The sequence below is a fragment of the Mitsuaria sp. PDC51 genome, assembly GCF_900113225.1.
In the GTDB taxonomy this organism is placed as follows: domain Bacteria; phylum Pseudomonadota; class Gammaproteobacteria; order Burkholderiales; family Burkholderiaceae_C; genus Roseateles.
On record NZ_FOZE01000003.1, the window covers coordinates 58,360 to 72,302 of the forward strand.

Annotated in this window: 10 protein-coding genes; all 10 read left to right on the forward strand. The window is 67.0% G+C overall.

Going from position 1 to position 13,943, the window contains the following annotated elements:
* Positions 1 to 182 precede the first annotated feature (182 nt).
* The 10 genes from BM393_RS20785 to BM393_RS20830 all read left to right on the forward strand — a co-directional run bounded on the left by BM393_RS20785 (position 183) and on the right by BM393_RS20830 (position 13,897).
* Entirely contained in the window at positions 183 to 2,423 is a 2,241-nt protein-coding gene (locus BM393_RS20785) for an ABC transporter substrate-binding protein (RefSeq protein ID WP_091733779.1), read from the forward strand.
* Entirely contained in the window at positions 2,423 to 3,406 is a 984-nt protein-coding gene (locus tag BM393_RS20790) for an ABC transporter permease (protein WP_091732158.1), read from the forward strand. The genes BM393_RS20785 and BM393_RS20790 overlap by 1 nt, the downstream gene beginning before the upstream one ends.
* A gap of 34 nt (positions 3,407 to 3,440) precedes the next feature.
* Positions 3,441 to 4,886, forward strand: coding sequence for an ABC transporter permease (locus tag BM393_RS20795; RefSeq protein ID WP_091732163.1), 1,446 nt, complete (start codon positions 3,441 to 3,443; stop codon positions 4,884 to 4,886).
* A 10-nt stretch (positions 4,887 to 4,896) separates the two neighbouring features.
* Positions 4,897 to 6,921, forward strand: coding sequence for a dipeptide ABC transporter ATP-binding protein (locus BM393_RS20800; protein WP_091732167.1), 2,025 nt, complete (start codon positions 4,897 to 4,899; stop codon positions 6,919 to 6,921).
* A gap of 441 nt (positions 6,922 to 7,362) precedes the next feature.
* On the forward strand, positions 7,363 to 10,047 hold the full coding sequence (locus BM393_RS20805; RefSeq protein ID WP_091732172.1) for a TonB-dependent receptor: 2,685 nt from the start codon (positions 7,363 to 7,365) through the stop codon (positions 10,045 to 10,047).
* A gap of 78 nt (positions 10,048 to 10,125) precedes the next feature.
* Positions 10,126 to 10,827 carry a 2OG-Fe(II) oxygenase family protein gene (locus BM393_RS20810; protein ID WP_091732176.1) on the forward strand — a complete coding sequence of 234 codons (702 nt, stop codon included), beginning with the start codon at positions 10,126 to 10,128 and terminating at the stop codon, positions 10,825 to 10,827.
* Positions 10,828 to 11,403: 576 nt separating this feature from the next.
* On the forward strand, positions 11,404 to 12,045 hold the full coding sequence (locus BM393_RS26390) for a hypothetical protein (RefSeq protein ID WP_091732181.1): 642 nt from the start codon (positions 11,404 to 11,406) through the stop codon (positions 12,043 to 12,045).
* A gap of 102 nt (positions 12,046 to 12,147) precedes the next feature.
* Positions 12,148 to 12,999, forward strand: coding sequence for a MotA/TolQ/ExbB proton channel family protein (locus BM393_RS20820; protein WP_091732184.1), 852 nt, complete (start codon positions 12,148 to 12,150; stop codon positions 12,997 to 12,999).
* A gap of 25 nt (positions 13,000 to 13,024) precedes the next feature.
* Positions 13,025 to 13,453 (forward strand): biopolymer transporter ExbD, encoded by a 429-nt coding sequence (locus BM393_RS20825; protein ID WP_091732187.1) that lies wholly within the window; start codon positions 13,025 to 13,027, stop codon positions 13,451 to 13,453.
* A 12-nt stretch (positions 13,454 to 13,465) separates the two neighbouring features.
* Positions 13,466 to 13,897, forward strand: a complete 432-nt coding sequence (locus BM393_RS20830) for a biopolymer transporter ExbD (protein WP_175538449.1) — start codon at positions 13,466 to 13,468, stop codon at positions 13,895 to 13,897.
* Positions 13,898 to 13,943 lie beyond the last annotated feature (46 nt).

The following is a 13,943-nucleotide window of genomic DNA, read 5'->3' on the forward strand; positions in this document are numbered from 1 at the left end:
CCACGAGGGGCGCGGCCTTGGCAACAATCTGGCAATGCCGCATCCCCAGGATGCGGCGTTTGCTTTTGGGAAGGATGACGATGTCGTCGGGGCTGTGGAACGCGTCGCTGCACGCGGCTGAGGGCTGGCGTGCGGCGTGGGCCCGGTTCGTGGCGATCCGCCGCCTGGGCGGCGCGGGGGCGATGGCGGCGGCGGTGTGTGCCGCGTCGCTGCTGGCCGCCTGCAACAACAGCCCCTATCCGGCCGGCGCGGCCAAGGACAACACGCTCTACCTGTCCTTCGACGAGCGCTCGCCGCGCTACCTGGATCCGACCGCGTCCTACACCGCGCCCGAGTCGGTCTACACCTACCAGATCACCGAGCCGCTCTACGGCTACCACTACCTGAAGCGGCCCTACACGCTGATCCCGCGCGTCGCGGCGGCGGTGGTCAAGCCGTACTACCTGGATGCACAGGGCCGGCGCCTGCCCGAGGACGCGCCCGCCGACCAGATCGCGCAGAGCGTCTACGACGTGCCCATCCGGCCCGGTGTCCTGTACGCGCCCAGCCCCGCATTCGCCAAGGACGAGCAGGGCCACTACCGCTACCACCACCTCACGGCGAAAGAGCTCGGCGACAAGCGCTCGCCCTGGCAGTTCGAGCACCAGGGCACGCGGGAGCTCGAGGCCGCGGACTTCGTCTACGCGCTCAAGCGCCACGCGACCACCCGCATCGAGGCGCCGATCTTCGGCCTGTTCTCCGAGCACGTGCTCGGCCTGAAGGCCTACGGCGCGCTGATCCGCGAGGAGAACGCGAAGCTGCTCAAGGGCCTGCCGGAGAGCACGCCCGACAAGCCCTTCCTGGACTTCCGCAAGTGGCCGCTGGAAGGCGCCGAGGCGGTGGACAAGCACCTGCTGCGCGTGCGCATCAAGGGCAAGTACCCGCAGTGGTCCTACTGGATGTCGACGACCTTCATGGCGCCGATCCCGTGGGAGGCGGACCTGTTCTACGCCCAGCCCGGCATGGCCGAGCACGGCCTGTCCTGGAACCAGTGGCCGGTGGGCACCGGGCCTTACATGATGACGACCTACGAGCAGGATCGCCGTCATGTGATGTCGCGCAATCCGAACTACCGCAAGGACGATCTCTACCCCTGCGAGGGCATGCCCGACGACGGTCCCGCGGGGCGCCTGGCCGATTGCGGCAAGCCCATGCCCTTCATCGACAAGATCGTCGCCACGCTGATCAAGGAGCGGGTGCCGCGCAAGGAGATGTTCAAGCAGGGCTACCTGGACCTCCCCGACCTGGAACGCGGCGACTGGGGCGTCGAGTTCTACGCTGATGCCAGCGACTCCGCCGAGACCGACGCCTTCTTCCGCCAGCGCGGCTTCGCCTTCCCGCGCTCGACCGATCCCAACAACTGGTACCTGGGCTTCAACATGCTCGATCCGGTGATCGGCAAGGGCAGGACGCCGGAGGAAGAGGAGCGGCACCGCAAGCTGCGCCAGGCCTTGTCCATCGCGATCGACTGGGAGGAGGGCTACGGCCGCATCTTCAAGAACCGCGGCGGCGTGACGGCCTACGGACCGGTGCCGCCGGGCGTGTTCGGTTCGCGCGAGGCGCAGTCGGGCTTCTTCAATCCGGTCACGCACCGGCTGGTCAATGGCAAGGTCGAGCGCCGTCCGCTCGAGGACGCGAAGCAGCTGCTGGCCGAGGCCGGCTACCCCGATGGCCGCGACGCGAAGACCGGCCAGCCGCTGGTGCTCAACTACGACTTCATGCGCACCGTCACGCCCGAGGTGAAGGCCGAGAACGACTGGCTGGTGAAGCAGTTCGCCAAGCTGGGCATCCAGCTCGACGTGCGCGCCACCGACTACAACCAGTTCCAGGAGAAGGTCCGCCAGGGCAAGCACCAGGTCTTCTGGTGGGGCTGGTTCGCCGACTACCCGGACGCGGAGAACTTCCTGTTCCTGCTCTACGGCCCCAACAGCAAGTCGCTGCATGAGGGCGAGAACTCCGGCAACTACGAGAACGCCGAGTTCGACCGTCTCTTCAAGCAGGTGCAGGTGCTCGACGACGGCCCGCAGAAGCAGCAGGTGATCGACCGCATGGTGCAGATCGCCCAGCAGGACGCGGCCTGGGCCTTCGGCTACTGGGCCTGGACCGGGCAGGCGTATCAGAGCTGGGTCCACAACGGCAAACCCAGCATCGTGATCCGCGATCCGGTGCGCTACTACCGCATCGATCCGCAACAGCGCGCCCAGCGCCAGAGTGAATGGAACCGGCCGGTCTGGTGGCCGCTGCTGGTGCTGGTGGTGGGCTTCGCCGCCATCGTCTGGATGACGCGCCGCAGCTTCCGCAAGCGCGAAACCGCGACCGCGCGCGGCACCGCCGCGCCGCTGGCCGCCAACGACGCCCTGAGCGCCCCCCGGGGAGCCGACTGATGTTCAAGTACCTGACTCGTCGCCTGGCCTACGGGCTGGCCATCCTGGTCGGCGTCAACCTGCTGACCTTCTTCCTGTTCTTCACCGTCAACACGCCGGACGACATGGCGCGGCTGAACATCGGCGGCAAGCGCGTCTCGCAGGAACAGATCGACAAGTGGAAGGCCGAGCGCGGCTACGACAAGCCGCTGTACTGGGACGCCTCGCGCAGCGGCACCGCGCAGCTGACCCACACGGTGTTCTGGGAGCGCTCGGTCTCGCTGATGCTGCTGGAGTTCGGCCGCTCCGATGCGCGCCAGGCCGTCGACATCGGCCATGAGATCAAGACCCGCATGGGCGTGAGCCTGCAGCTGGCGGTGCCGATCTTCGTGCTGCAGCTGATCGTGAGCGTGGCCTTCGCGCTGCTGCTGACCTTCTTCCGCAACTCGCGCATCGACTTCTGGGGCGTCGTGCTGTGCGTGCTGATGCTGTCGATCTCCAGCCTCTTCTACATCATCGTCGGGCAGTTCTTCTTCTCGCGGGTGCTGCGCCTGGTGCCGATCAACGGCTACGAACCGGGCCTGGACGCGCTCAAGTTCCTGGCGCTGCCGATCGCGCTGTCGCTGCTGTCGCGGCTGGGCGGCGAGGCCCGTCTGTACCGCGCGATGCTGCTCGAGGAGGTCGGCAAGGACTATGTCCGCACCGCCCGCGCCAAGGGCCTGTCCGAGCCTGTGGTGCTGATGCGCCATGTGCTGCGCAATGCGCTGATCCCGATCATCACCAGCGCCGGCGCCTATCTGCCTTACGTCTTCCTGGGCAGCCTGGTGTTCGAGAGCTTCTTCGGCATCCCGGGCCTGGGCGCCTTCGTCATCGACGCGATCACGGGCCAGGACTTCGCCATCGTGCGCACCATGGTGTTCCTCGGCGCGGTGCTCTACATCGCGAGCAACGCGCTGATCGACGTGGTCTACACCTGGGTCGACCCGCGCGTGCGGCTGACCTGACGCGGCCTCGCGCCGATCCGACAAGAGATTCGACATGGGATTCAAGGTCGTCATCCTCTGGACCGATGTGGCGTTGTGGGCGATGTTCGCGGCGCTGGTGTTCTACATCGCGCGGCTGATCCGGCGCCCGCATCTGCGCGCCAACTGGCAGCGCGTGCTGCGCGATCCGGCCGCGCTGAGCGCTGGCGTGGTGCTGGCGCTGTTCCTGGGCATCACGGCGCTGGACAGCCTGCACTTCCGCCGCGCGCTCGCGGACAGCCCGGCGGGCCAGCAGTTCTACGAGACCCGCACCGAATCGGTCCTGGACCTGCTGCTCGCGCGCCAGATCGAGATGCGCGAGACCAGCTACTCGGCGCCGCTGGCCTACCAGGGCTTCACGCTGGACAGCGTCGCCCACGGCAGCGAGATCGTGCGCGAGTTCCCGCGACTGGCCTTCGGCGGCGCGCATTTGAAGGATCCGGCGCGCGACTGGTCCGGCGACGTGACGCGGCGCGCGCTGACCGGCCTGGCGCTGGGCGCGCTGGCATCAGTGCTGATCGCGCTGGCGATGGCGGCGGCCCTGGCGCCGCATCACGGCGGCTTCCGCCAGGGCCTGAAGGACCTGCTGGCCGACCGCACGCACTACCCGTGGCGCGCGGCGCTCGGGACGCTGTCGGTCATCGCGCTGCTGGCGGGACCGGTGATCGCGCTGATGGGCCACTATCACGTGTTCGGCACCGACCAGACCGGCAACGACGTGCTCTACCAGGCGCTCAAGAGCATCCGCACCGCCTTCGTGATCGGCGCGCTGTCGACGCTGGCGACGCTGCCCTTCGCGCTGGTGCTGGGCATCCTCGCCGGCTACTTGAAGGGCTGGGTGGACGAGGCGATCCAGTACTTCTACACGGTGCTGACCTCGGTCCCCAACGTGCTGCTGATCGCCGCCTGCGTGCTGATGGTGCAGGTCTTCCTGGACAAGCACCCGGAGGCCTTCGAGACCGGCGCCGAACGCGCCGACCTCAAGATCTTCCTGCTCTGCGTGATCCTGGGCGTGACCGGCTGGGCGACGCTGTGCCGGCTGGTGCGCGGCGAGACGCTCAAGCTGCGCGAGGCCGACTTCGTGCAGGCCGCGACCGCCTTCGGCGTGCGCGACACGACGATCATGGTCCGCCACATCGTGCCCAACGTGATGCACCTGGTGCTGATCTCGCTGGTGCTCAACTTCTCCGACCTCATCCTCTACGAGGCGGTGTTGACCTACGTCGGCGTGGGCGTGGACCCCGGCATGAACAGCTTCGGCGGCATGATCAACCTGGCACGCTCGGAGATGAGCCGCGACCCGGTGGTGTGGTGGAGCTTCGTCGCCGCCTTCGGCTTCATGGTGAGCCTGGTGCTGGCCGCCAACCTGTTCGCCGACGGCGTGCGCGATGCCTTCGACCCGCGCGCCCGCAAGCTGCGGCCGCAGGTGCTGTCGCTCAAGAAGAAGAACGCCCAGGCCTGAGGAGCGCCAGATGCTGAAGATCGACGACCTCCACGTCCACCTGGACGCCGACGCCGGCCTGGTGCGCGCCATCGATGGCATGCGGCTGACGCTGGCGCAAGGCCAGACCTTCGCGCTGGTGGGCGAGTCCGGCTGCGGCAAGAGCATGACGGCGCTGGCGCTGATGCGGCTGCTGCCGGACAACGGCCGCATCGCCGGCGGCCGGCTCGAGCTCGACGGCCAGGACCTGTTCGACCTGAGCGAAGCCCGCATGCGCGACGTGCGCGGCGGACGCATCGGGATGATCTTCCAGGAGCCGGGGACCAGCCTGAATCCGGTGATGAAGGTCGGCGACCAGATCGTCGAGGCGATCGAGGCCCACACGCCGTTGCGCGGCGCGGCCGCGCGCCAGAAGGCGGTGGACTGGCTGCGCCGCGTGGGCATCCCCGAACCCGAGCGCCGCATCGACGAGTACCCGTTCCGGCTGTCCGGCGGCCAGAAGCAGCGGATCATGATCGCGATGACGCTGGCGGCCGAGCCGGACTTCCTCATCGCCGACGAGCCGACCACCGCGCTTGACGTCACCATCCAGGCGCAGATCCTGGACCTGCTCAAGGACCTGCAGCGCGAGCGCGGGCTGGGGCTGCTGCTGATCACCCACGATCTCGGCGTGGTGTCGGGGATGGCGCACCAGGTGGCGCTGATGTACGCGGGGCAGATCGTCGAGGTGGCGTCGGCCGCGGAGTTCTTCGCGGCACCCAGACATCCTTATGCGCGCCTGCTGCTGCGGGCGCTGCCGGACGCGCAGCGCCGCGGGGAGCCGCTGGCCGCCATCCCAGGGACCGTGCCGCCGTTGTGGCAGACCTTCTCAGGCTGCCGCTTCGCGCCGCGCTGCGATCGCGCCATGGCCCATTGCGCGTCGACGCAGCCGGTGCTCGCCGGACTGGCCGATGGGGCTGTAGGGCATGAAGTGAGGTGTCTGCTTTATGCCGATGCCACGGGGGGCGTGGCGGGAGGATCTGGCGACGTGGCGGGAGAGGTAGGGGGCATGGCAGATCGGGAGATCGCCGTCGGCACCGGTGCCCCTCTCCGCTCAGACGCCTCCGCACGCTCGGCATTCGCTCCGAGGGGCACCGGTGCCGACGGCTTCGCGCAGTCGCCATCGCAGCCCCCCATGCAGTCGACCGAGCAGTCGACCGTGCAGTCGCCTCGGTTGCTGCTCGAGGTGAAGGACTTGACCGTGCGGTATCCGATGGGGCGCGGGTTCTTTGGGGGGACGAAGCGCTGGTTCGACGCCGTCGGCGGGGTGTCCTACTCGATCGAGGCCGGCAAGACCCTCGCCCTCGTCGGCGAGTCCGGCTGCGGCAAGACCACCTCCGGCAAGGCGATCGTCCAGCTGCTTCGGCGCGTGGCGGTGATCGGGGGGCAGGCCTTGCTGCATCCTCCGGTTGAAGCCGCAGGGCAGGGCGGGGCGCCCCAGGATCTGTTCCAGCTCGACGGCGACGCGCTCCGGGAGGCGCGCCGGCAGGTGCAGATCATCTTCCAGGATCCGTTCGCGTCGTTGAATCCGCGGCTGCGCGTGCAGGAAGTGCTCGAGGAAGGCCTGCTGGCGCTGCGGCCCGAACTCGATGCACCGGCACGCCTGGCGCTGCTGCACGAGTTGCTGGACCAGGTCGGCCTGCGCCGCGACGCGCTGGCCCGCTTCCCGCACGAGTTCTCCGGCGGCCAGCGCCAACGCATCGCCATCGCCCGCGCGCTGGCCGTGGAGCCGCGCCTGATCGTCTGCGACGAACCCACCTCGGCGCTGGACGTGTCGGTCCAGGCGCAGATCCTGAACCTGCTGCGCGAACTCCAGCGCAGCCGCGGACTCTCCTACCTGTTCATCACCCACAACATCGGCGTCGTCGAGTACATCGCCGACGAGGTCGCAGTGATGCAGGCCGGCCGCATCGTGGAATCGGGCAGCTGCGACACGGTGCTCGGGCAGCCGCGCGAGCGGTACACCCGGACGCTGCTCGCGGCGGTGCCGCGCGTCGTCGCCCGATCGGTGGCTTGAGCCTTGCACCGTTCCGGTGCCGAACGAGGTTTCGTTTGGGTTCGTCAGGTGCCAGCACCTTCACGCCACATTGAAAGTCGCTGAAATCCGCCCGCTTCCAAGGCGGATGGGCGGAGCGCGCTCGGCATCGTGATTGATATGCACCGTTATGGTGCAAATCATGCCGTTTGGCACCCCTTGGCGACGGGTTTCGGGCGCTCCCCGCGCGTCGCGCGGCTGCAACGTCGGTTGCAGAGCGCCCTTCGGTGTTTACCCGCGTTTTCCTACCAGAAACAGGCTAGTTAAAAGCTGCATAGGGAGATTACGGGGGATTCCTTCGCAAAGCGGACAACAAACTGGCGCGGCCCTGACCCGGGAACACCGCTCGGAGGGCGCTGGCCGAACCCCGGCCGCCCGTGTTCCCGGGAACAAGCCAAAAGTGTTTCTGGATAAGGAGTCCTCATGTTCAAACGAAAGAGCGTCAACACCGCCGCGCTGCTTGCCCTCGGCGTGATCGCCGCCCCGGCGATGGCTCAACAGCAACTGGACCGCGTGGAGATCACCGGTACCTCGATCAAGCGGATCGACGCTGAAACGGCGCTGCCCGTCAGCGTCATCACCCGCGACAACATCGACAAGAGCGGCGCGTCCAACGTGCAGGAGCTGGTCGATCGCCTCAGCTACAACAACGGCGGCGGCATCGCGATGGGCCAGTCGATCGGAGACTCCTCCGCCACGGGCCAGACCGGCGCTTCGCTGCGCGGCCTGGGTCGCGCCCGCACGCTGGTGCTGCTGAACGGTCGTCGCATGCCGATCTACCCGTTCTCGGGTCAGGGCGTGGACTTGAACTCGATCCCGCTGGCGGCGATCGAACGCATCGAAGTGCTGCGTGATGGCGCCTCGGCGACCTACGGTTCGGACGCCATCGGCGGCGTCATCAACTTCATCACCCGCAAGGATTGGCGCGGCGGCGAACTGTCGGTCGGCCTGGAGACCCCGCACTCGGTCGGCGACGTGTTCTCGCTGTCCGGCGGCCTGGGCTTCGGCGATCTGAACAAGGACAAGTTCAACGTCCTGGGCACGTTCAACTACCAGAAGTACGACCCGATCCGCGCCAAGGACCGTGGTTACGCCTCCACCGGCAACCGGCCGGACCTGGGCATCATCAAGGATTCGGGCAACACCTTCCCCGCCAACGCGGTGATCCCGTCGACCGGCCAGTACGTGCCGCTGGCGGCGAACTTCCCGAACTGCGCGCCGCCCGACAGCTTCTCGTACCCGGGCGCCACCAACTGCCGCTACGACTACACCCACTACATCGATCTGGTGCCTGAGCAGGAACGCTACGGCGCCCTGGTGAAGGGCACGATCGCGCCGTCGCCTGATCACACGCTCTTCGCCGAAGTCGCGTACAGCCGCAACGAGATCATCCTGGGCTCGTCGCAGACCCCGTCGACGACCACTGGCAAGCCCGCCTACCTGTATCCCGGTGGCGGCAAGTGGTACCCGACCGCAGCCGTGGACGCCGTGCAGCCGGGCTACCGCGGTCCGCTGCGGATCTCCTGGCGGATGGTCGACGGCGGCCAGCGCCGTGACAAGGTGACCAACGAAGTGCTGCGCACCGTCGCCGGTGCCGAGGGCACGCTGGCGGGCTTCGACTACAAGGCCGCCTTCGTCTACGCCGAGGGTAAGGCGCGCGACGACTATGTCAGCGGCATCTTCTCCGACACCCGACTGGTCCAGGCGCTGGCGACCGGCCTGATCAACCCGTTCGGCCCGAACGACGCCGCCGGTCTCGCGGCGCTCAAGTCGGCCGAGCTGTCCGGCAACAACCGCAAGTCCAAGACCAGCAACACCGGCGTCGACTTCACCCTGTCCCGCGAGCTGTTCAATGTGGGCGCAGGCAATGCCGGCATCGCCTTCGGCGGTGAATTCCGCAAGGAGAAGTACCACGACGGCTACTCCGACATCGCCGGCTCCGGCGACATCGTCGGCGGCTCCGGCAACGCCGGCGCGGTGACCGGCCAGCGTGACGTCAGCGGCATCTTCGCCGAGGCGAACTTCCCGGTGCACAAGATGCTGGAACTCAACGCGGCCGTCCGCCACGACCGCTACAGCGGCACGAAGGGCGAGTCGCGTGACGGTTCGTTCAGCTCGCCGAGCCTGTCGTCCACGAGCCCGAAGTTCTCCGTCCGCTTCACCCCGATGACCGGCGTGCTGCTGCGCGCCTCGGCCGGCAAGGGCTTCCGCGCCCCGGCTCTGGACAACCTGTACGCGCCGTCCGCCGGCACGAACACGGGCAGCAACTACACCGATCCGTTCTATGAAGCGCTGCGCGGCTGCACGGCCTTCCCGAATACCGATCACTGCAGCACGCAGCTGACCGCGGTGAACAACAGCAACCCGAACCTGAAGCCGGAGAAGTCCAAGACCTTCACCGCGGGCCTGGTGTTCGAGCTGATCAAGGACACGACAGTCGGAATCGATTACTTCGACATCAAGATCACCAACGGCATCCGTGCGCTGACCGGCGACGACATCCTGAAGGACTGGTTCAAGAACCAGACTGGCCCGACGACCAGCTCGTCGGTGTTCTCGAGCCGCCTGGTTCGCGACCCGGTCACCGGCTACCTGGACCACGTCGACGCCTCGCTGGAGAACGTCGGCCAGGCTCGCGTCAAGGGCTTCGACCTGAGCGCGCGCACCCGCCTGCGCACCGAGTGGGGCACGTTCACGCCGGGCTGGGAAGGCACCATCCTGACCAAGAGCACGGAAACGAACGTGATCTCCGGCGACACCGTCGACAACCTGGGCAAGTACGCCGTGGGCGGCCCGGTGATCCGCTTCAAGCAGACCTTCTCGGTCGACTGGGACATGGGCAACTGGGGCGTCGGCGCCCGCTACTTCCGCCAGAACGGTTACCAGGACTACGACGAGGTCAGCAAGGTCAAGCATTACGACCTGGCCGACCTCCAGACGACCTACAAGGGCGTGAAGAACATGATCTTCACGGTCGGTATCCGCAACCTGTTCGACAAGAAGCCGCCGTCGACCGTCCAGGAAGACTACTTCCAGGTGGGCTTCGACCCGACGTACGCCGACGTGAAGGGCCGCACCTTCTACCTGCGCGGCACCTACCGCTTCTGATCCGGGTCTCTTGACCTGACCTGATCCGCAGGCCCTTCGGGGCCTGCTTTCGTTGGGGCTGGCATCATCAAGGCTTCCATGAACTATCTGAACCCCACGCTGGATTTCGCCGCGCTCGGCCGGACGCTGCGCGCCGATGGCCGAGTGCTTATTCGCGACTTTTTCGTGCCCGAGGTGGCCGAGGCCCTGGACCGGGCGCTGCAGGCGATCGACTGGGAGCTGGTCTATCGCGACGCGACCGGCGACCGCCGCCTGACCGGCGAGCAGCTGCGCGCGCTCACGCCCCAGCAGCGCATGCAGCTGACCGAGGGCATCCACGGGATCGCGCGCGAGGGCTTCCAGTTTTCGTTCTTCTCCGACTCGCTGGTCCGCGCGGTCAAGGACGGCCGCTCCGACCTGCTGGCCCGCTTCATGCGCTGGATGGCGGACGACGCCTTCCTGTCGCCGATGCGCGAGCTCAGCGGTGACCCCGAAATCAATGGCGTCTTCGCCCAGGCGACGATGTACTCGCGCGGTAACTTCCTCACCACCCACGACGACCATGTCGACCGCGAGGACCGCCGGATCGCCTACGTGATCAACCTCACGCCGCGCTGGCGGCCCGACTGGGGCGGGATGCTCCACTTCACCGCGGAGGACGGATCGGTGCTCGACACCTTCTTCCCCCACTTCAATTCACTGTCGCTGTTCACTGTGCCGCAGCGACATTTCGTCTCCTACGTGCCGCCATTCGCCATGGCGGAGCGCCAGGCGATCACCGGCTGGCTGATCGCGGCGTAAGCGGCACGCGGATTGCTGGGGGCTAGCGGCTGTTCGTTCCGTAACCTCTTCGCGGGTTAGCCCTAGCACCCCGAGGAAGGTGAGCAGAGGGCATACCAGTAGAATACCAGGGTAGGAGGGGTGACCCTCCGGCGACGGCGCCGCTGTAACCGCAGGTGACCCGTGCGATGGGCGATGCCCGCATGCTCGGGCAAACCCCATGGCTGGCGGCTTGCGCATGTCGTTTATGATCAAGGTCGTGAAAGGTAGCCGAAATCTGTAGTTTTCCTACGGTTTTCTGACTGATCCTTGAGACGCCCGCGGCCACAAGCTGACGGGCATTTTTGTTGAGTCGGGTTCGTATCGTGCCCTGGGTTTTCGAGTCTTCGTGTGTCCATCCTGCATTCGGCGGGTCGGCGGTCCGTGGCGCTTCGGCGGCTTGGCACCGTTCGCTTCCGTCGCTCGCACAGCCGGCAAGACAGGCGCTGCTGACCCCAGGTTGCGGCGCGAACGCCTGATCCGACCAGACGCTGTGTTGAGTCGAACTCCCCTTGTAGCTTCGATGAAAGTAATTCGCAGTTTGATGAAGGAGCGCGCATGAACTTTGCGCAGGATAAAGGCGGGTCATCGCGCCTGACGGGCTTCGGCCTCGTTGTCTTGGTCCACGTCCTGATCGTCGGCGCCCTGGCCAGCGGCCTGGCGACGAAGATCAAGGAGGCGGTGAAGGGCCCGATCGACGTCAAGGTCGTCGAGGAAAAGGTCAAGCCGCCGCCGCCGCCTGAAAAGGTCGTGCCGCCGCCCCCGGACATCAAGGCGCCGCCGCCGCCGTTCGTGCCGCCGCCCGAAGTCGTCGTGACGGCCCCGCCGCCGCCGACCCAGACGGTGGCCGTGCAGTCGACGACGCCGCCTCCGGCCCAGGAGTTCCGCCCGGCACCGCCGCCGGCCGCTCCCGCGCCGCCGGCCCCGCCGGCCCCGAAGGTGCGTTCGGCGATCGGCAGCTGCAGCAAGATGGGCAAGCCGGAAATGCCGGCGCTCAACTGGAGCGGCACTGCCAGCTACAAGGCCACGTTCACCGTCAGGGGTGGCAAGGTGGTCGAGATCTCCCTGGCGACCCTGCGTGGCGCCAGCGACCGCAAGGCGGATCGCGCGCTCAAGAACGCGATCACCTCGACGCTGTCGGAGACCTATGAATGCGTGGACGCGGTCCTGGAACAGGAATTCGTGTTCAACATGGAATGATCCGCGGGACCGTCCGACCCGCGATCGACTGAATACGGAGCGCCCGACGCGCTCCGGACCCCTCAACCTGAGTTCAAGACTTTTTGCGTAGGAGCTAACTCCATGATCTCTCGTCTGTCTGCCTTGTTTGCGGCCGTCGCCTGCGCCGCGACCCTGGCCGTCTCCCCGCTGGCCGCCCAAGCGCAGGACCAGGCTGCCTCGGCCGCCGCCTCCGCCGCTGAAGCCACTCCCGCTCCTGCCGACATCGCTCCCGCCGCCGTCGCCGAACCGGCCGCCGCCAAGCCGGTCGACAACCCCTACAGCCTGGGCAACATCGTCGCCCACGGCAACGTGGTCGACCAGGCCGTGCTGGCCATCCTGGCCATCATGTCCATGGGTTCCTGGTACATCCTGTTCACGAAGCTCTGGGACACCTCCAAGATCGCCCGTGAAGCCAAGGAAGTCCGCGCCTCGTTCTTCAAGAAGGCTTCCCTGCAGGAAGGCCTGAAGAGCCTGAGCGAGACCGGCGCGTTCCGCTTCATCGCCCAGACCGGCGTGGAAGCTTCGGAACACCACGAAGGCGCGCTGACCGAGAACATCGACCACAACACCTGGGTCACGATGAACATCGACCGCGCCGTGCAGGAAGTGAACTCGCGCCTGCAAGGCGGCCTGGGCTTCCTGGCCACCGTCGGCTCGACCAGCCCCTTCATCGGCCTGTTCGGTACCGTGTGGGGCATCCTGCAGGCGCTGACCCAGATCGGCGTGGCCGGTCAGGCTTCGATCGACAAGGTCGCCGGCCCCGTGGGCGCCGCGCTGATCATGACCGCCATCGGTCTGGGCGTGGCCGTTCCGGCCGTGCTGGGCTACAACTGGCTGGTCAACCGCAACAAGTCGGTCATGGGCCAGGTCCGTGCCTTCGCTGCTGACCTGCACGGCGTCCTGATGGGCAGCCGCAAGGTCGCCGGCCGCTAATCCACAGCAGTCCCGGAGACGCAATATGGGGATGAACGTAGGTTCGTCCGGTGGCGACGACGAGGTGGTCTCGACCATCAACACCACGCCCCTGGTGGACGTGATGCTGGTGCTCCTGATCATCTTCCTGATCACCGTGCCGGTGGTGACGCAATCGGTGGGGGTGACCCTGCCGAAGGAGACGAACGTCGTCCGCGTCACCAAGCCGGAGAACATCGAAATCGCGGTGACCAAGGATGGCGACATCTACTGGGGCGTGCAGCCGATTCCGGATACGGAAACGCTGGTGGCGCGCCTGAAGAAGGTGGCGGTTCTGAATCCTCAGCCGGAAGTCCACATCCGTGGCGACGAGAAATCGCGCTACGAGAACGTGGGCAAGGTGATGGTCGCGTGCCAGCGCGCGGGCATCATGTCCATCAAGTTCGTCACCGAGCCGCCGGCTCGTGGTGGCTGAAGGAGCTGAAGAATGGGTATGAATGTCGGAAGCTCCGGTGGTGGTGACGATCCCGAAACCATGCTGGACGTCAACACGACGCCGCTGATCGACGTGATGCTGGTGCTGCTGGTGATGCTGATCATCACCATCCCGATCCAGCTGCATTCGGTCAACCTGGACATGCCGCCGCCCAACAACCAGACGCCGCCGACCGAGCCGATCGTCCACGAAGTGGCGATCGACTTCGACGGCACCGTGTTCTGGGACGGCGCGGCCGTGCCGAACCACGCGGCGCTCGAGGCCAAGATGGCCGAGATCGCGGCGATTCCGGATCAACCGGAAGTGCACATCAAGCCGAACAAGCTGGCCGAGTACGGTTATGTCGCCAACGTGATGGCGTCGGCGCAGCGCCTGGGCGTCAAGAAGATGGCGATGGTCGGGAACGAGCAGTTCCTGAACTGAGACCGGATGCCTGTCTGATTGGTGTCTGACCAGAACGCGCTGCCCG

Bases quoted from the DNA above. Each gene is read 5' to 3' on its own strand.
- BM393_RS20790 (WP_091732158.1), top strand. From the start codon at position 2,423: ATGTTCAAGTACCTGACTCGTCGCCTGGCCTACGGGCTGGCCATCCTG.
- BM393_RS20810 (WP_091732176.1), top strand. From the start codon at position 10,126: ATGAACTATCTGAACCCCACGCTGGATTTCGCCGCGCTCGGCCGGACG.
- BM393_RS20825 (WP_091732187.1), top strand. From the start codon at position 13,025: ATGGGGATGAACGTAGGTTCGTCCGGTGGCGACGACGAGGTGGTCTCG.
- BM393_RS20830 (WP_175538449.1), top strand. From the start codon at position 13,466: ATGGGTATGAATGTCGGAAGCTCCGGTGGTGGTGACGATCCCGAAACC.
- BM393_RS20800 (WP_091732167.1), top strand. From the start codon at position 4,897: ATGCTGAAGATCGACGACCTCCACGTCCACCTGGACGCCGACGCCGGC.
- BM393_RS20795 (WP_091732163.1), top strand. From the start codon at position 3,441: ATGGGATTCAAGGTCGTCATCCTCTGGACCGATGTGGCGTTGTGGGCG.
- BM393_RS20785 (WP_091733779.1), top strand. From the start codon at position 183: ATGGCGGCGGCGGTGTGTGCCGCGTCGCTGCTGGCCGCCTGCAACAAC.
- BM393_RS26390 (WP_091732181.1), top strand. From the start codon at position 11,404: ATGAACTTTGCGCAGGATAAAGGCGGGTCATCGCGCCTGACGGGCTTC.
- BM393_RS20805 (WP_091732172.1), top strand. From the start codon at position 7,363: ATGTTCAAACGAAAGAGCGTCAACACCGCCGCGCTGCTTGCCCTCGGC.
- BM393_RS20820 (WP_091732184.1), top strand. From the start codon at position 12,148: ATGATCTCTCGTCTGTCTGCCTTGTTTGCGGCCGTCGCCTGCGCCGCG.